Annotated in this window: 15 protein-coding genes; 12 read left to right on the forward strand and 3 right to left on the reverse strand. The window is 72.6% G+C overall.

Annotated elements, in window-relative coordinates:
• Positions 1 to 59 precede the first annotated feature (59 nt).
• From IEV65_RS05010 to IEV65_RS05030, 5 genes are read left to right on the forward strand one after another with little or no spacing between them, the layout of a single operon-like run.
• Positions 60 to 710, forward strand: coding sequence for a PadR family transcriptional regulator (locus IEV65_RS05010; RefSeq protein ID WP_188428453.1), 651 nt, complete (start codon positions 60 to 62; stop codon positions 708 to 710).
• Complete coding sequence (locus tag IEV65_RS05015) at positions 707 to 1,429, forward strand: ABC transporter ATP-binding protein (RefSeq protein WP_188428454.1); 723 nt, start codon at positions 707 to 709, stop codon at positions 1,427 to 1,429. The genes IEV65_RS05010 and IEV65_RS05015 overlap by 4 nt, the downstream gene beginning before the upstream one ends.
• Positions 1,426 to 4,230: an FtsX-like permease family protein gene (locus IEV65_RS05020; RefSeq protein WP_188428455.1), complete on the forward strand. Its 2,805-nt coding sequence runs from the start codon at positions 1,426 to 1,428 to the stop codon at positions 4,228 to 4,230. The genes IEV65_RS05015 and IEV65_RS05020 overlap by 4 nt, the downstream gene beginning before the upstream one ends.
• A 46-nt stretch (positions 4,231 to 4,276) precedes the next feature.
• On the forward strand, positions 4,277 to 5,071 hold the full coding sequence (locus tag IEV65_RS05025) for a DinB family protein (protein WP_188428456.1): 795 nt from the start codon (positions 4,277 to 4,279) through the stop codon (positions 5,069 to 5,071).
• A complete protein-coding gene (locus IEV65_RS05030) occupies positions 5,064 to 5,357 on the forward strand; it encodes a DUF1905 domain-containing protein (RefSeq protein WP_188428457.1) in 294 nt (97 codons plus the stop codon). The genes IEV65_RS05025 and IEV65_RS05030 overlap by 8 nt, the downstream gene beginning before the upstream one ends.
• Here the strand turns inward: IEV65_RS05030 and IEV65_RS15585 are convergent.
• On the reverse strand, positions 5,347 to 5,691 hold the full coding sequence (locus tag IEV65_RS15585; RefSeq protein WP_229734908.1) for a DUF202 domain-containing protein: 345 nt from the start codon (positions 5,689 to 5,691) through the stop codon (positions 5,347 to 5,349). The two genes, IEV65_RS05030 and IEV65_RS15585, sit on opposite strands and share 11 nt — an antisense overlap.
• The gene (locus IEV65_RS15590; RefSeq protein ID WP_229734909.1) at positions 5,688 to 6,059 is read right to left on the reverse strand and encodes a YidH family protein; all 372 of its coding nucleotides are present in this window, start codon (positions 6,057 to 6,059) and stop codon (positions 5,688 to 5,690) included. The genes IEV65_RS15585 and IEV65_RS15590 overlap by 4 nt, the downstream gene beginning before the upstream one ends.
• A gap of 101 nt (positions 6,060 to 6,160) precedes the next feature.
• On the opposite strand from IEV65_RS15590, the gene sqr reads away from it, so the two are divergent.
• The 6 genes from sqr (at position 6,161) to IEV65_RS05065 (ending at position 11,313) form a co-directional block, all read left to right on the forward strand.
• Complete coding sequence (sqr, locus tag IEV65_RS05040; protein WP_188428459.1) at positions 6,161 to 7,396, forward strand: type III sulfide quinone reductase, selenoprotein subtype; 1,236 nt, start codon at positions 6,161 to 6,163, stop codon at positions 7,394 to 7,396.
• Positions 7,397 to 7,398: 2 nt separating this feature from the next.
• Positions 7,399 to 7,713: a TusE/DsrC/DsvC family sulfur relay protein gene (locus tag IEV65_RS05045; protein WP_188428460.1), complete on the forward strand. Its 315-nt coding sequence runs from the start codon at positions 7,399 to 7,401 to the stop codon at positions 7,711 to 7,713.
• Between the two features lie 12 nt (positions 7,714 to 7,725).
• Positions 7,726 to 8,373 carry a DsrE/DsrF/DrsH-like family protein gene (locus IEV65_RS05050; protein WP_229734910.1) on the forward strand — a complete coding sequence of 216 codons (648 nt, stop codon included), beginning with the start codon at positions 7,726 to 7,728 and terminating at the stop codon, positions 8,371 to 8,373.
• A 57-nt stretch (positions 8,374 to 8,430) separates the two neighbouring features.
• Positions 8,431 to 9,543 carry a PLP-dependent cysteine synthase family protein gene (locus tag IEV65_RS05055; RefSeq protein ID WP_308642559.1) on the forward strand — a complete coding sequence of 371 codons (1,113 nt, stop codon included), beginning with the start codon at positions 8,431 to 8,433 and terminating at the stop codon, positions 9,541 to 9,543.
• Positions 9,540 to 10,802, forward strand: coding sequence for a DUF445 domain-containing protein (locus IEV65_RS05060; protein ID WP_229734911.1), 1,263 nt, complete (start codon positions 9,540 to 9,542; stop codon positions 10,800 to 10,802). The genes IEV65_RS05055 and IEV65_RS05060 overlap by 4 nt, the downstream gene beginning before the upstream one ends.
• 76 nt (positions 10,803 to 10,878) lie before the next feature.
• Positions 10,879 to 11,313: a hypothetical protein gene (locus IEV65_RS05065; protein WP_188428461.1), complete on the forward strand. Its 435-nt coding sequence runs from the start codon at positions 10,879 to 10,881 to the stop codon at positions 11,311 to 11,313.
• Positions 11,314 to 11,322: 9 nt separating this feature from the next.
• Here the strand turns inward: IEV65_RS05065 and IEV65_RS05070 are convergent, their stop codons facing one another.
• Complete coding sequence (locus tag IEV65_RS05070) at positions 11,323 to 12,507, reverse strand: glycerophosphodiester phosphodiesterase (RefSeq protein ID WP_229734912.1); 1,185 nt, start codon at positions 12,505 to 12,507, stop codon at positions 11,323 to 11,325.
• A 142-nt stretch (positions 12,508 to 12,649) separates the two neighbouring features.
• On the opposite strand from IEV65_RS05070, the gene hrpA reads away from it, so the two are divergent.
• Entirely contained in the window at positions 12,650 to 16,663 is a 4,014-nt protein-coding gene (gene hrpA, locus IEV65_RS05075) for an ATP-dependent RNA helicase HrpA (protein WP_188428462.1), read from the forward strand.
• Positions 16,664 to 16,746 lie beyond the last annotated feature (83 nt).

The following is a 16,746-nucleotide window of genomic DNA, read 5'->3' on the forward strand; positions in this document are numbered from 1 at the left end:
GCATACCGGGTATACATGACCTGACCACGGGGAATACTCGGTATACAGGGAGGTGGACCATGTCGGTCAAGCACAGTCTTCTCGCGCTCCTGGGCGAGGGCCCGCAGTACGGCGCCGCGCTGCGCAGCGAGTTCGAGTCGCGCACGGGCGGCACCTGGCCGCTCAACGTCGGCCAAGTCTACACCACGCTCGGACGGCTCGAGCGCGACGGTCTCGTGGTCAAGGAGGTCGTCCCCGAGGGCGCGGGCGACTCCTCCATCCGGTATGCCGTCACGCCCGCCGGGCGCGACGAGGTGGCCCGCTGGTGGGTCGAGCCGGTCGACCGGGCGAGCACGCCGCGGCAGGAACTGGCGATGAAGCTGGCGCTCGCCGTCACGGTGCCGGGCGTCGACGTCACCCGGACCGTCCAGGTGCAGCGTCGGGCGACGATGCAGCACCTCCAGGAGCTCACGCGGCTCAAGCGCACGGGCGGGGCCGATCTCGCCTGGTCGCTCGTGCTGGAGAACCTCATCTTCACCGCAGAGGCCGAGCTGCGGTGGCTGGACCACGTCGAGGCGCAGGTGACCCGGGCGGCAGGGGCGGCCCGGGTCCGCGCGCACAGGGGCGACGTGGCCTCGTCGGCGGTGACGGAGCAGGATGCGGAGGCCCCCGGGACAGGGCCGGCCCACCCCTCCGTCACCGCCGGCGCTCGTCCGGGAGCGCGGCGATGAGCGCGCCCGTCCTCGAGCTGCGGCACGTGACCCGCATCCACGGCGAGGGCCCGACGCAGGTCCGCGCGCTCTACGACCTGTCGCTGACCGTCGCGCCGGGCGAGCTCGTCGCCGTCATGGGACCGAGCGGCAGCGGCAAGTCGACCCTCCTCTCCCTGGCCGGGGCGCTGGACGCCCCGACCGACGGCACCGTCGTCATCGAGGGCCAGGTCCTGGACGACCTCACCCACGCCCAGCTCGCCGCTGTGCGCCGGCGGCACGTGGGCTACGTCTTCCAGGACTTCAACCTGCTGCCCGCCCTGACCGCGGCCGAGAACGTCGCGCTCCCGCTCGAGCTCGACGGCTCCCGCCCGCGCCGCGCGCGCCGCATGGCCGTCGAGGCGCTGCGCGAGGTCGGCCTGCAGGCCGAGGCCGACCGCTTCCCCGAGCAGCTCTCCGGCGGCCAGCGCCAGCGGGTCGCCATCGCCCGCGGCCTGGTGGGGGAGCGGCGCCTGATCCTCGCCGACGAACCCACCGGCGCGCTCGACTCCACCACGGGCGAGGCGGTCCTGCAGGTGCTGCGCGCCCGCTGCGACGCCGGAGCCGCGGCGCTGCTGGTGACCCACGACGCGCGCCTGGCCGGCTGGGCGGACCGCGTCGTCTTCCTCAAGGACGGCGTGGTCGTCGACGCGACCCAGGGACCTCTGTCGGCCGACTCCCTCCTCGGAGCACGGGTATGACGCGGGTCGGCCCCAGCGGCACCCGCCGCGGACGTCCTGGCTCGCGGTGGGACCGCTGGCTCGCGTCGTGGCGGTTCGCGCTGCGGCTGGGCCGTCGCGAGGTGCGGCGCCGCCCCGGCCGGAGCGCGCTGATCATGGCGCTCGTCGGTACGCCGGTCCTGCTGATCACGGCCTTCCTGACCTTCTTCACCACGCAGGACATCAGTGTGCGGGAGGGGATCGACCGGGAGCTCGGGCACGCCGTTGCCGCCGTCACGCCGGCGAACGGTCCGGCTGGGCATGTCCTGGGGGTGGGCGAGAGTCCACCTCCTGGAGAGGTCAGGGTCGCTCAGGGCTATTCGCCGACCGACCCGTGGGACGGCGAGCGGGTGGCGGCGACGGTCGGCGCCGAGGTGTCGCGCGTCGGACGCACCGAGGCCGTTCCTGCCGGGGACCGCACGAGCTACGCGGCGGACGACGGGATCGTGCCCCTGCGGGCACTGGTGCTGGAGGGGCCGCCGTCCGGCGTGACCCGTCCACTCGTCTCGTTGCGGGAAGGGCACTGGACCGAGGGTGCGGACGAGATCCTCGTCACTCCCGCCGGCGTCGCACGGGGGTTCCCGACGACGGGGAGGGTCGATCTCCAGCTCGGGCAGGACACTGACCACCCGCAGTCCTTCACCGTGGTCGGTGTCGCGGACGCGGCATACTCCGGCTCGAACAACGCGGAGATCGTCCTGCCCGCCGTCGCGGCTCCTGAGGGGACGACCTGGCAGTGGCTGGTGGACCGGGCCGAGCCGGTCGGTCTCGAGGAGGCCCTCGGCTGGGCGGCGTACGGGCTCGACGTCACCAGCAGGCAGGTCCTGCTCGACCCTCCGCGCGAGTACGACGTCGAGGCGCAGAACAACCGCACCGAGGCGCTCTACTTCTCCATGGTCGGGCTGGCCGTCCTCGCCGAGACGGTGCTGCTGGCCGGGCCCGCCTTCGCCGTGAGCGCGGCGCGGCAACGCCACAGCCTCGCCCTGGCGGGCGCCCAGGGCGCGTCCCGCGCGGACGTCCGGCGCGCCGTCGTCGCCCACGGGCTCGTCCTCGCCGTGCTGGCCACCGTGTCCGCAGCCGTGCTGGGGGCGGCTGCGGGTCTGGGCGGTGCGGTCGTGCTCGCGCGACTGCGCCCGGATCAGCACGTCGTGCTCGAGATGCCGTGGCTGTGGGTCGGCCTGCTGATGCTCACCTCGGTGCTGGCCGCCGGCGTCGCGGCCTGGTGGCCGGCCCGGGGTGCGACCAGGCTCGACATCATGTCCGTGCTGCGCGGCCAGGCGGTCTCGAGGCGGGTGGGTCGCGGATGGCCTCTCCTCGGCTGCGCGCTGGTCCTGGTTGGAGCGGGGCTGCTGGGCTGGAGCCTGACCGTGGAGCCCTACCTCGCGACGTGGTGGGTGGTCGGTGGGGCTGTCCTGCTCGGTCTGGGGGCGATGGCCCTCGTGCCCTCGGTGCTGGCCCTGCTGGCGAACCTGAGCGCGCGGGCACCGCTGCCCTGGCGGCTGGCGGCCCGAGACTCGGTCCGGCAACGATCGCGCGCCGTCCCTGCGGTGCTCGCCATCGTGGCGGCGATCGCGGTGATGACCGGCCTGCTGACCTCCGAGTCGTCATCCACCGCCAACCGGGAGCGGCAGTACACGCCCTCGGTCCCGTTCGGCACCCTGGGCGTGGCGACCGGAGACGCGACAGACCGGGCCGACGACGTGCGGGAAGCGGTCGACCGACTTCTGCCCGGCGCGACGACCTACCCGCTGGTGTCCCTGCCGGGCGGGCCTGGGTGGGACGACTCCGGGAACCCCACGGACCGTCCTTTCCAGACGGTCGTGCCCGGCGACTGCGCTCCCTCGGACCTCACCACGGATGCGGGGCCGGTCAAGCCACCACGGTGCTGGGTGGATCCGGGGCTCACTTTCGTGGCCGCCCCCGTGGAGGCGCTGGAACGCACCGGCGCGTTGACGCCCGCCATGCGCGAGACGCTAGAGCAGGGTGGTCTGCTGCAGCTGGAGGGCACCGACCGGACCGGCCAGGAGGACGGGCTGCGGGAGGCGCTCGCGGTGTCAGCGCCGGGTCGGCTGACCGACGGTGGCGCAGCGGCAGAGGCGACCGAGCCGTTCGAGACCGTCCGGGTGCCGGTGCTGGAGCTCAGCGCGACACAGATCGACGCGCTGCGCGTCGGGACGCAGCTCTGGGCGTCGGGATACCTGACGGCGGAGACCGCGGAACGGCTCGGCTGGGTCGGTACGCAGAGCTCCTTCCTCGTGGCGGGCGACGACTCGTTCACGGTGGAGCAGGCCAGCGCCCTGCAGGAGGCGCTGCACGACGATGCCTTCGTCTACCTCGAGCGGGGCTTCACGCCTGACCCGGCGGTGCGGATCGTCAACCTCGTGGCGCTCGCGGTCTTCTCGCTGATCGCGCTGGCGGCGGTCGTCATCAGCACCGCCCTGGCGATCTCGGAGGGTCAGCAGGACTCGGCGACGCTGGCCGCCGTGGGAGCGGCTGTGCGCACCCGGCGGCTCCACGCCACGCTGCAGGCCGTGCTCGTCGGGAGCGTGGGCGTGGGGATGGGTATGGCGCTCGGCCTCGCGGTCGGAGGGGTCATGTCGTGGGTGACCACGTCGGCGAACCGCTACGGCACGGGCTACGCCGTGGCGGAGAACCTCACCGGCATCGTGGACGTGCCGTGGCTGCAGCTCGGCGCCGCCGCCGTGGCCGTTCCGCTGCTCGCGGCGGTCGTGGCGTGGCTGAGCGTGCGCCGCGCCCCGGTGCTGGTGCGCATGGCCGGCTGATGGTTGCGGACGTCGGCTGTCCGTGGGTAGGTCTAGCGTGCTGACCATGAGCGAGCCGCCACAGCAGTTCCGTGACATGGAGATGCCGGACGCGACCTTCCGGCCGGTGGACCTCTCGCGCGCCCGGATGCACAACGTCCTGCTACCAGGAGCCAGGCTCACCGGCGTCGTGCTTCAGGACGCCGTGATCGACGGTGACATCCGGGGTCTGGTGATCAACGGCGTCGAGATCGGCCCGCTCGTCGAGGCCGAGCTGGACCGGCGCTACCCGGACCGGGCCCTGATGCGCCCCGCGGACGCCGACGGGTTCCGAGCGGCGTGGTCCCGGCTCGGCGAGCTCTGGGACGGCACCGTGGAGCGGGCGCGAGCGCTCGAGGAGCGATCGCCGGGCGCCCTGCACGAGAACGTCGACGGGGAGTGGTCGCTCGTCGAGACGCTGCGGCACCTCGTGATGGCGACCGACGCCTGGATCGGGCGCGTGCTCCTGGGCGACCCCGCGCCATACCACCCGCTCGGGGTCCCGTTCGAGGAGGCGCAGTCCCTCCCGGGTCTCCCGTATGCCGCGGACGCGCGCCCCGCGCTCGGGGAGATCCTTGAGGTGCGCGAGGGTCGGCGGTCGCAGGTGACGTCGGTGCTGCGGGACCTGACCGACGAGCGCCTGGCCGAGCGCACCGAGCCGGTCGAGGGTGCGGGCTGGCCGCCCGCCCGCGACTACCCCGTGCGGGAGGTGCTGGCTGTCGTGGTCAACGAGGAGTGGGAGCACCGTCTCTTCGCCGAGCGTGACCTCGCGGTGCTGGAGTCCCGTCTCGTCGAGGCTGGGGGAGGTGTCAGCGATGGATGACCTGGAGTTCACCGGCGAGGTCGTCGAGTGGCGCGGTCCGGCTCCCTTCCACTTCCTCGTCACGCCCCCGGAGGAGTCGGAGTGGCTGCGCGAGGTGATGCGGGACGTGACCTACGGCTGGGGGATGATCCCGGTGACGGGCCGGATCGGTCAGACCGAGTTCAGCACCTCGCTCTGGCCGCGCAAGGGCGTTGCCTTCTGGGTCCCGGTCAAGGACAGCGTCCGACGCTCCGAGGGGATCGAGCTCGGCGACGTGGTGACGGTGAGCCTGGCCGTCAGGGGATGAGCTGGGCCGAGGCGGACGCGAGCTCGCCGAGCGCCAGACCGACCACGATCGCCGTGACGACTCCTGGGACGCGCCCGTCGACGAGGACGCGGTCGAAGTGCGGCTCGTCGGGATGGGCGGCGGCGTAGCGCCCGCCCCGCAGCGTCACGCCGACCACCCACAGCGCGAGCGCCGCCGCGATGCCGGCGGGCAGGAGCACGCCCGTGCCCAGCGTCTCCATCGTCAGGCGGCCGATGCCGAGGGCTCCGGCGACGAGGGCCAGGCCGGTGCGGCGCCAGGCGAGCGCGGTGCGCTCCTGCGGCAGGCCCGGGTCCCGCGGGAGCGGGTCGGTCACGCCAGACCCCGCATCAGGCTGGCGACGAGCAGCACGACGCCGGCCAGCCCCACGCCGACCGTGACGACGATCCCCGCGGCGTTGCCCGGCATCGGCAGGTCGCGGCGCATGGCCTGCTCGGTCCGGGACCAGTCGCGCCACGCGTGCACGGCCGCGACCAGGCCGGTGAGGGCCAGCACCGTGGACAGCAGGGCCTGCGCGCGCACCCCGATCCCGAGGGGCAGGGCGTCGACGGCGGCCGCGACGGCCAGCAGCGCCAGCGCGGTCCTGATCCAGGCGAGGAAGGTCCGCTCGTTGGCGAGCGAGAACCTCGGGTCGGGCTCGACGCCCTCGCCGTAGACGGACCTGGGCCAGCGGTGGGAGCTCACGAGCCGATGGTAGGCGGGCCGCGGTGTCTGGTCGGTCACAACGCCCCCTACGGACGCGCCGGCGAGCCATCTACTACATACCGTAGGGGTATTCTTGAGGCATGAGAAAGCTCCTGATCCTGGGGGCGGGCACCGCCGGCACGATGGCCGCCAACCACCTGCGCACCAAGCTCGGCACCGACTGGACGATCACCGTCGTCGACCGGGACCGGGGCCACCACTACCAGCCGGGGTATCTCTTCGTCCCGTTCTGGATGGAACCCGAGCGGGTCGTCCGCGACAGGGTGCCGCTGCTGGCCGACGGGGTCACCTTCGTCGAGGGTCAGGTGGCGCTCGTGCGCCCGGAGCACCGCAGGGTCGAGCTGGCCGACGGTCGGGTCCTGGACTACGACTGGCTGGTCATCGCCTCCGGCACGCGGCCGGACCCCAGCCTGGTCGAGGGCATGGCCGAGGCGCTCGCCGGGAAGGACGCGGTGCACCACTTCTACACGCTCGACGCCGCGACGGCCTTGCGCGACGCCCTCGCGCGCTTCGACCGCGGGCGCCTGCTCGTCCACGTCTCCGAGATGCCGATCAAGTGCCCGGTGGCCCCGCTGGAGTTCGTCTTCCTCGTCGAGGACCACTACCGCAAGCGCGGGATCAGGCACCAGGTCGACATCACCTACGTGACGCCGCTGGACGGGGCCTTCACCAAGCCGGTCGCCTCGGAGGCGCTGGGCGGCCTGCTCAAGGACCGCTCCATCCGGCTCGCCCCGGATTTCGCTGCCGAGCGTGTCGACGGGCCGGGCCGCCGGCTGGTCGCCTATGACGGCCGCGAGCTGTCGTTTGACCTCCTGGTGACCGTCCCGCCCAATGTCGGTCAGCAGTTCGTCATGGACTCCGGCCTGGGCAACGACGCCGGCTTCGTGCCCGTGGACAAGCACACCCTGCGGTCGGTCGAGCACGAGCGGATCTTCGTCCTGGGCGACGCGAGCGACATACCCACCTCCAAGGCTGGGTCGGTGGCGCACTTCGCGACCGAGACGTTCATCGACAACTTCCTGGCGGCGGTCGACGGACGCCCTCTGCCCAACGTCTTCGACGGGCACGCCAACTGTTTCATCGAGTCGGGGCGCGGCCAGGCGATGCTGCTCGACTTCAACTATGACACCGAGCCGCTTCTCGGCAGCTTCCCGGCGCCGGTCGTGGGACCGATGGCGCTGCTGAAGCCCTCGCGGGTCAACCACCTCGGCAAGCTGGCGTTCGAGCAGATCTACTGGCGGATGCTCCTGCCCGGCCACCGCCTGCCCGTCCCCACTGCGATGTCGATGGCCGGCAAGCGCCGGCCGAAGGAGTGATCATGCCCACCAACACGCTCAACGGCCGCACCTTCGAGGTGGACGCCGAGGGCTTCCTCACCCGGCGTGACGACTGGGACGAGGAGCTGGCCCAGGACCTGGCGGCGTTCATCGGCGTCGAGCTCGACGAGCCGCACCTGGCCCCGCTGCGCTTCATGCGCGAGGACTCGGCGACGACCGGCGTGACCCCGACGCTGCGCCGCATGCAGTCCGTCGGCGGCTTCACGGTCAAGGACCTGTTCGCGCTCTACCCCGGCAAGCCGGCCAAGAAGATGGCCTGGCTCGCCGGCCTGCCCAAGCCCGTCGGCTGCGTCTGAGGAGGACCCGCCATGACCACGACGACCGCACCCCGCGTCACCACCCCGCCTCCCGGGTTCGTGATGCCGGACTTCGGCGACACCCGCGGCCCGGTGCCCGGCTCGGCCCCCGCCCATGGTGAGCAGTCCGTGCCCGCCGGCGTGGCGGCATACCAGGGGCGCCGCAAGATGGCGTTCATCTGCTCCAAGGGCAACCTCGACATGGCCTACCCGGCGTTGATCATGGGCAACGCCGCCCTCGGCGAGGGCATCGAGGTGCACATCTTCTTCACCTTCTGGGGCCTGGACATGATCAACACCAGGACCAACGACAGGCTGAAGTTCACGCTCTCGGGCAACACCGCCATGCACATGCCTGACCTGGGGCGTCTGCGCCCGGGCCTGGAGCACGTGTCGATGCCTCAGGCGATGGGCAACCTCCCGGGCATGACCAGCTTCGCCACGCGGATGATGAAGAAGCAGATGGAAGACCTGGACATCCCGACCGTCCCGGAGTTCCTCGACCTGCTCGCCGCCTCCGGCGCGCACCTGTATGCCTGCCGCCTCACCTACGACATGATGAAGATCATCGAGGCGGACCTGCACCCGGCCGTCGAGGGCGTGATCAGCGCCTCGGACTTCATCGAGATCGCCGAGGGCGCTCAGATCATCTTCGTCTGACGCAGGAGGGGCGACGTCGGATCGGCTGATGTCGGACGCGCACGGTAACGTCACGACGTGACCGCGCCCGTGCCGACGCCCCTCACCGACCACCCCTCGCCCGTGCCCACCGACCGGGCCTGGGTCGACGAGGCGGTGCGCCGGCTGCGCGCGGACGCCAACCGCAGCGCCGACACCCACCTGGTCAGGATCCCGATGCCCGCCGGGTGGGACGTCGACCTCTACCTCAAGGACGAGTCGACGCACCCGACCGGCAGCCTCAAGCACCGGCTCGCGCGCTCGCTGTTCCTCTACGCCCTGTGCAACGGCTCGCTGCGCGAGGGCACGACCGTCATCGAGGCCAGTTCGGGCTCGACGGCGGTGAGCGAGGCCCACTTCGCCGCGATGCTCGGGCTGCCGTTCGTCGCGGTCATGCACAAGGACACCAGCCCGGAGAAGATCGCCCTCATCGAGCGTGAGGGTGGCCGCTGCCACCTGGTGGACGACGCCGCCGCGGTCTACGACGTGAGCCGCGAGCTGGCCGCTCGCTACGGCGGCTACTTCATGGACCAGTTCACCTACGCCGAGCGCGCCACCGACTGGCGCGGCAACAACAACATCGCCGAGTCGATCTTCGAGCAGATGGCGATGGAGCCGCACCCGGTCCCGGAGTGGATCGTCGTGGGCGCCGGCACCGGCGGGACCTCGGCCACCATCGGCCGCTACGTCCGGCTCAAGGGGCACGCCACCCGGCTCTGCGTGGTCGACCCGGAGGGGTCGGCGTTCCTCCCGGCGTTCGCCGGCCGGGCCGGGGACGACGAGCCGTGCGGCTCACGCATCGAGGGCATCGGGCGACCGCGCGTCGAGCCGAGCTTCGTGCCGGGCGTCGTCGACCGCATGATGGGGGTGCCCGACGCCGCCTCCGTCGCGGCGATGCGCTTCCTGGGCGAGACCACCGGGCGCTCCTGCGGTCCGTCCACGGGCACCGCCCTGTATGGCGTGCTGCGGCTCGCGTGCGAGATGCGGGCTTCGGGGGTGGCGGGGTCGATCGTCACGCTCCTGTGCGACGACGGCTGCCGCTACGAGGACACCTACTACCAGGAGGACTGGGTGAGGGGCAGGGGATGGGACCTCACGGCATACCGGGACGTGCTCGAGACCGCGTGGCGGACGGGGGAGTGGACCGGATGAGCGCGCCCACCACGGTCACCGCGGCGGGGCGCGTCACCGACGAGGAACGGCGCGCCGGGCTGCGGCGGATGCGGACGGTCGCGACCGGCCTGCTGGTCGTGATGGCGGTGATCTACGTGATCACCCACGGGCGCGCGGGGGGATGGGGCTTCGTCAACGCCGCGGCGGAGGCGGGGATGGTCGGCGCGATCGCGGACTGGTTCGCGGTGACCGCGCTCTTCCGCCACCCTCTCGGGCTGCCCATCCCGCACACGGCCCTCGTCCCGCGCCGCAAGGACGACCTCGGGGCCAGCCTCGAGCAGTTCGTGACGGACAACTTCCTCACCCCCCAGGTCCTGCGCGACAAGTACCTCGACGCGCAGGTGGTGCAGCGCCTCGCCGGGTGGGTGAGCAGGCCGGAGAACGCCGAGCGCGTCGTCGCCGAGGCCGTGCCCTTCGTGCGGCGTGGCGTGGAGCGCATCGACGAGGCCGAGCTGCGGACCTTCGTCGAACGGGTGGTGCTGCCGCGCCTGCGCGCCGAGCCGCTGTCGCCCGTCGCCGGGCACTTGCTCGAGCGGGTCGTCGCGGACGGCTCGCACCACGGGCTCGTCGACCTCGGCGCGCGCGAGCTGCACGCCTGGCTGGCGCTGCACCAGGACGAGGTCGAGGCGATCGTGCGGTCGAGGGCGCCGTCGTGGGCGCCCCAGTGGGTCAACGACCAGATCACCCGCCGCGTCTACGTCGAGGTGCTGCGCTGGGCCCGCGACGTCAAGGACGACCCGCAGCACAACGTGCGAGCAGCGCTCGACTCCTATCTCGAGGACCTGGCGCGGGACCTGCAGGAGGACCCCCGGACCGCCGAGCGCTTCGAGCGGCTCAAGGAGCGGCTGCTCGACCACCCGCAGGTGGCGACCACCGGGGTGCGGCTGGGGGAGACGCTGCGCGCGACCGTGCTGGAGGCGCTCGACGACCCCGCCGGTCACCTGCGCACCCGGTTCGCGACCGAGCTGGCCGGCATGGGCCGGCGCGTGGTGGAGGACGACGACCTGCGCGCGCGGCTGGACGCGTGGAGCGCGGACGTGGTGGTCGGTCTCGTCGAGCGCTACGGCCCCGAGCTGACGTCGGTCATCTCATCGACCATCCAGCGCTGGGACGCGCGGGAGGCCTCCGAGAAGATCGAGCTGCACGTGGGGCGGGACCTGCAGTTCATCCGCCTCAACGGCACCGTCGTCGGTGCGCTCGTGGGCCTGGTGATCCACACCGTCTCCCTGCTCCTCTGAGAGCAGGGACGGGCCGGCGCACGCGCCCTGTGGACAACTTCTGCGCCGGGTCGGGCGATCCGGGCAGGCTCGGCCCATGAGCTTTGAAGACCTTCCTGACAACTGGCCCGAGCGGTCCCTGGCGGACCCCACCTTCGCTGCCGACGTCGTCGACCTGTGCGTCAGCGACGCCGACCGCAGGATCGGCGGGCTGAGCGTGCTGCTCGCCAGGCTGGACGGTGCCCTCAGCCAGCCGATCTTCGTCGGCAGCATCCCGGCGGAGGAGCTGACAGACGCCGTGACGCGGCTGGTGGAGGTCGCCGAGCACCTGCCCGGCGTGGGCGGCGTGGTGCTCTCCCTCGTCCGCCCCTGGGGCGCGGTGAGCGACGCTGACCGGGTCGTCCACCAGCACGCGATCGAGGTCTGCCGCGCGAGCCCGGTGCCCCTGCTCGGGACGTATGTCGTGACCCGCGCCTCGGTCACCCACCTGCCGGTCGCCGAGGAGCTGCGGATCCCCGGCGACGCGGCGTGAGGAGGTGCGTCAGCCCTGCGGGCGGACCTTCTTGTCGGACATCCATGCGTCCACGGCCTGGCGGCCGAGGTCGGGCTGGTCGGTGAAGAAGCCGTCGACGCCGACCTCGAGCATCGCGGTGATCTGACCGATCATGTCGCCGTGCGCGATCGGGTCGGCGCTGCTGCGGAAGTCGGTGTAGAGGAAGGTGTTCTCGGCGCGCATCGTGTACGGGTGCACCGTCAGCCGGGCGTCGTGCGCGCGGTCGACGAGGCCGGTGTCCGCGCCCATCGAGCCGTCGGCCTCGCGGGAGATGACCATGGTCATCTCCGGCCCGACACCGTCGACCTGGGCGTCCACGATCTCGCGCAGCCCCTCGGGGGTCGTGTAGTGGGCGTAGTCGCGGACGGTGTCGCCGGCGACCTCGGAGTCCCAGGGGTAGCCCGAGTGCCACAGCAGGAAGACGCTCGGCGCGCGCAGCTTGAGGTTGGTGTTGAGGTCGGCCAGGTTGGCGAGCTCGAAGGACTGGACGAAGACCGGAGCCTGCGGCTTGTTGAGGCCGTACTGCTCCAGGAGGCCCACCAGCGGCTCATCCAGGGACAGGCCGAGGCCGTCGAAGTAGGAGGGGTGCTTGGTCTCGGGGTAGACACCGATCTCGCGGCCCAGCTCGGCGGACAGGCGCTCGCGCAGCTCGAGGACCTCCTCGAAGGTGGGGACCTCGAACTGTCCGTCGTAGGCGGTGTTCGCGGGCCGGACCTGGGGCAGACGCTCCTTGGCGCGCAGCGTCTTCAGCTCGGCCAGCGTGAAGTCCTCGGTGAACCAGCCGGTCAGCGCCACGCCGTCGATCATCTTGGTGGTCTTGCGGTCGGCGAATTCCGGGTGGAGGGCGACGTCGGTGGTGTCGTTGATGAGGTTCTCGTGTCGGGCGACGAGGACGCCGTCCTTGGTGGCGACGAGGTCGGGCTCGATGAAGTCGGCGCCCATGCGCGCAGCCAGCTCGTAGGAGGCGAGCGTGTGCTCGGGGCGGTAGCCGCTGGCGCCGCGGTGACCGACGACCAGGGGAGCGGTGGTGGGCGCGCCGGTGTCGGCCTTCGGGCCGAGGCCGAGGCCGTGGTCGGCGCCCTGGCCGGGGGTGGCGCCGGCGGCGGCGCCGGAGAGAGCGAGGGGCATGGCCAGGCAGGCTACGGCAGCCAGGCGGGCGACGGGGCGGAACATCACTGAGTCTCCTTGCGCGAGCGGGTGCGTCGGGGCTTCCCGACCTGCCCATCCATCCCGAGGGGGGTGAGGTGTGGCTGACGTCGACACGACCAGCGGGCGAACGTCCGGCGACGGTCCGGTGCCCACGTAGAGTTGGACCATGCCCGCGCCAGACCGAACCGAGCGCGAACGGCATACCCGCAAGAAGGAGCTGGTCGCTGCGCGACGGGCCGCGCTCCCCGCGCCCGAGGACCTTCACTATCCCCCTGAGCTGCCGGTCAGCGAGCGTCGCGAGGACCTCAAGGCGGCCGTCCGCGACCACCAGGTCGTCATCGTCGCGGGGGAGACGGGGTCCGGCAAGACGACCCAGCTGCCCAAGATCTGCCTGGAGCTGGGACGCGGCGTCGAGGGCATGATCGGCCACACCCAGCCGCGGCGGATCGCCGCCCGCTCGGTGGCGGAGCGCATCAGCGAGGAGCTGGGCGTCGAGCTCGGGACCACGGTCGGCTACCAGGTGCGCTTCACCGACCAGAGCCGGCGGGACACGCTCGTGAAGGTGATGACGGACGGAATCCTGCTCTCCGAGCTGCAGCGCGACCGGCAGCTGCGCCGCTACGACACCCTCATCATCGACGAGGCCCACGAGCGCAGCCTCAACATCGACTTCATCCTCGGCTACCTGCGCCAGCTGCTGCCCCAGCGCCCCGACCTGAAGGTGATCATCACCTCCGCGACCATCGACGTCGAGCGCTTCGCGGCGCACTTCGCCGACGCGCAGGGCCGGCCCGCGCCCATCGTCGAGGTCAGCGGGCGGACCTACCCGGTCGAGATCCGCTACCGCCCGCTCGTGCGGGAGGTGGCGCCCTCCCGGGGCGGGGCGGACCGCGCGCCGGTCACCGTCGAGATCGACCAGGTGACCGGTGTCGTCGAGGCGGTCGAGGAGCTGTGGACCGAGGGGACCGGCCGCGACGGCCGGGGCGAGGACGTGCTGGTCTTCTGCTCGGGGGAGCGCGAGATCCGGGACGTCGTGGACGCCCTGGAGGGTATGGCGCTGCCCTCCACCGAGGTCCTGCCCCTCTACGGTCGGCTCTCCGCGGCCGAGCAGCACCGGGTCTTCGCGCGGCACGCGGGGCGGCGGATCATCGTCTCCACCAACGTCGCCGAGACCTCGCTGACCATCCCCGGCATCCGGTATGTCGTCGACACCGGCACCGCGCGCATCAGCCGCTACAGCCAGCGGCTGAAGGTGCAGCGGCTGCCCATCGAGCCGATCAGCCAGGCGTCGGCCAACCAGCGCGCCGGCCGCGCCGGGCGTCTGGCGGACGGGATCGCGATCCGGCTCTACTCCGAGGAGGACTTCGAGGCCCGGCCGCGGTTCACCGACCCGGAGATCCTGCGCACAAACCTGGCCAGCGTCATCCTGCAGATGACCAGCCTCGGGCTGGGCCAGATCGAGCGGTTCCCCTTCATCGAGCCGCCGGACTCGCGCCAGGTGGCCGACGGCGTGCGGCTGCTGACCGAGCTGCAGGCGATCGACCCCGACGCGCCGGCCCACGTGCCGCGCAAGCGCATCACGCCCTACGGCCGGGCGATCGTCGCGCTGCCCGTCGACCCGCGGCTCGCGCGGATGCTCGTGGAGGCCGAGCGGCAGGGTGCGCTCAAGGAGGTCCTCGTCATCGTCGCCGCGCTGTCGATCCAGGACGTGCGCGAGCGGCCGTCGGACCGGCAGCAGCAGGCCGACCAGGCGCACGCCCGCTTCCGCCGTGCCGGTGGGGTGCCGCGCGGGCCGGGCGGCCGGCCGGGCGCCGACAGCGAGGGCGGTGCGCAGGACGTCGTCGACTCCGACTTCCTCGTCCTCCTCAACCTCTGGCGCTACCTCCAGCGCCAGCAGAAGGAACTCTCCGGCAGCGCCTTCCGCCGTCTGTGCAAGAACGAGTTCCTCCACTACCTGCGCGTGCGCGAGTGGCAGGACCTGCACACCCAGCTGCGCCAGGCGGCCAAGAGCCTCGGCCTGGAGGCCAACGAGCACGCGGCCAAGCCCGACCAGGTGCACCAGTCGCTGCTCGCGGGCCTGCTCTCGCACGTGGGGATGTGGGAGCGGGAGAAGCGAGACTACCTCGGCGCCCGCGGGGCCCGCTTCGTGCTGCAGCCCGGCTCGGTCCTGCACCGCCGCAACCCCGACTGGGTCATGACCGCCGAGCTGGTCGAGACCTCGCGGCTGTGGGCGCGGACCAACGCGGTCGTCGACCCGGCGTGGGTGGAGGCCGCCGCGGCCCACCTCGTCAAGCGCTCCTACTCCGAGCCGCGCTGGTCACGCTCCAGCGCGTCGGCGGTCGCCGACGAACGGGTGACGCTCTACGGCATACCCCTGGTCGCGGGGCGCACCGTGCCGCTGGGCCGCATCGACCCCGAGCTCGCCCGCGAGCTGTTCATCCGGACCGCGCTGGTGGAGGAGGACTGGGACACCCGGCACGAGTTCTTCCACGCCAACCGCAAGCTGGTCAAGGAGCTCGGCCAGCTGGAGGCCCGGGCCCGGCGGCGCGACATCCTCGCCGACGACGAGGCGCTCTACGCCTTCTACGACGAGCGGATCCCGGCGGAAGTCGTCTCCGGGGCTCACTTCGACACCTGGTGGAAGCAGGCGCGCCGCACGGACCCCCGCCTGCTCACCTTCACCGAGGAGCTGCTCGTCGGCGACGCGGGGGCGGCGGTCAGCGCCGACGACTTCCCGACGACGTGGACGCAGGGCGAGCTGAGCTTCGGGCTGACCTACCAGTTCGAGCCGGGCGCCGACGCCGACGGCGTCACCGTGCACCTGCCGGTCGAGGTCCTCAACCAGGTGTCCGAGGACGGCTTCGACTGGCTCGTCCCGGGGCTGCGCGAGGAGCTGGTCACCGCGCTCATCAAGGCGCTCCCCAAGGACCTGCGCCGCAACTTCGTCCCCGCGCCGGACCACGGGCGTGCCGCCCTGGCCGGTATGCAGAGCGCCGGCCTGGTCGGGGCCGTGCCGGTCCGCGAGGCGCTGGCCGAGGAGCTCACCCGACGCGGGCTCGTCCGCGTGAGCGCGTCCGACGTCGACTGGGAGCGGGTGCCCGACCACCTCAAGATGACGTTCCGCGTCGAGCGGGCCGTCGGCCCGCGCGACCCGAAGGCCAAGGGGCGCAGGGGATCCCGGGGGCGCGGTCGGGTCGAGGTGCTCGGCGAGGGGAAGGACCTCGCGGCGCTGCAGGCGCAGCTGGCCGGCCAGGTGCGCACCACGATGGCCGCGGCCGCCTCGCGCGTGGAGCGCCAGAGGTTGACCGGCTGGCCCGAGGGCGAGGCCTACGACCCGCTGCCCGAGACGTTCAGCCGACAGGTGGGACCCCGTGCAGTGCAAGGCTTCCCGGCGCTGGTGGACGTCGGCGACGCCGTCGACGTGCGGGTGCTGGCGACGCGGTCGGAGGCCCAGCGCGAGACGCTGCGTGGGGTGCGCAGGCTGCTCCTCCTCAACACCCAGCCGCCGTGGAAGCGGCTGCTGGCGCTGCTGACCAACCAGCAGAAGCTCTCGCTCGGGCACAACCCCCACGGGTCGGTGCCGGCGCTGCTCGAGGACGCCCTGGCCGCGGCGGTCGACTCCGTGGTGGCCGAGCAGCCGGGCGCGACGGTGCGCACGCCCGCACAGTTCGAGGCGGCGCTGGCCGGGGTGCGCCAGCAGTCGGTGCCGCGGGTGCTGGAGATCGTGGAGTGGCTGGTGCCGATCCTCGACACGGCGCGCGAGGTGTCGCTCCGGCTGCAGCGGCTCACGACCCCGGCCGCGGCCGACCTGGCCGTCGACCTGCGCCGGCAGCTCGACGCCCTCGTCCGGCCCGGCTTCGTGGCGGACGTCGGCTACCGCCGCCTGCCGCGGATGGTGGTCTGGCTGCGGGCGATGGCCGAGCGGCTCGACAAGGGGGTGCAGGACCTGCCCCGCGACCGGCAGCGGATGGGTGAGGTGCACCTCGTCGAGGAGGAGCTGGCGAGGTTCCTGGACTCGCTGCCCCCGCACCGCCGCCAGGACCCTGACGTCATGGACATCGTGTGGTCGGTGCAGGAGCTGCGCGTCTCGATGTTCGCCCAGCGGCTGGGCACGGCCGGCCCGGTCTCCGCCAAGCGGATCTACGCCGCGATGGACGCGGCCGAGGACGCCAGCGCCTGAGACGCCCGTGGTGCGCTGATACGTCACTCGTGGCGCAACGTGACACGTCACTCACCTGTGGACGGTGTCTGCGGAGGTGGTCT

The sequence above is a fragment of the Ornithinimicrobium tianjinense genome (assembly GCF_014636495.1).
Lineage (GTDB): Bacteria > Actinomycetota > Actinomycetes > Actinomycetales > Dermatophilaceae > Ornithinicoccus > Ornithinicoccus tianjinensis.

Bases quoted from the DNA above. Each gene is read 5' to 3' on its own strand.
- IEV65_RS05010 (WP_188428453.1), top strand. From the start codon at position 60: ATGTCGGTCAAGCACAGTCTTCTCGCGCTCCTGGGCGAGGGCCCGCAG.
- IEV65_RS05015 (WP_188428454.1), top strand. From the start codon at position 707: ATGAGCGCGCCCGTCCTCGAGCTGCGGCACGTGACCCGCATCCACGGC.
- IEV65_RS05020 (WP_188428455.1), top strand. From the start codon at position 1,426: ATGACGCGGGTCGGCCCCAGCGGCACCCGCCGCGGACGTCCTGGCTCG.
- IEV65_RS05025 (WP_188428456.1), top strand. From the start codon at position 4,277: ATGAGCGAGCCGCCACAGCAGTTCCGTGACATGGAGATGCCGGACGCG.
- IEV65_RS05030 (WP_188428457.1), top strand. From the start codon at position 5,064: ATGGATGACCTGGAGTTCACCGGCGAGGTCGTCGAGTGGCGCGGTCCG.
- sqr (WP_188428459.1), top strand. From the start codon at position 6,161: ATGAGAAAGCTCCTGATCCTGGGGGCGGGCACCGCCGGCACGATGGCC.
- IEV65_RS05045 (WP_188428460.1), top strand. From the start codon at position 7,399: ATGCCCACCAACACGCTCAACGGCCGCACCTTCGAGGTGGACGCCGAG.
- IEV65_RS05050 (WP_229734910.1), top strand. From the start codon at position 7,726: ATGACCACGACGACCGCACCCCGCGTCACCACCCCGCCTCCCGGGTTC.
- IEV65_RS05060 (WP_229734911.1), top strand. From the start codon at position 9,540: ATGAGCGCGCCCACCACGGTCACCGCGGCGGGGCGCGTCACCGACGAG.
- IEV65_RS05065 (WP_188428461.1), top strand. From the start codon at position 10,879: ATGAGCTTTGAAGACCTTCCTGACAACTGGCCCGAGCGGTCCCTGGCG.
- IEV65_RS05070 (WP_229734912.1), bottom strand. From the start codon at position 12,507: ATGTTCCGCCCCGTCGCCCGCCTGGCTGCCGTAGCCTGCCTGGCCATG.
- hrpA (WP_188428462.1), top strand. From the start codon at position 12,650: ATGCCCGCGCCAGACCGAACCGAGCGCGAACGGCATACCCGCAAGAAG.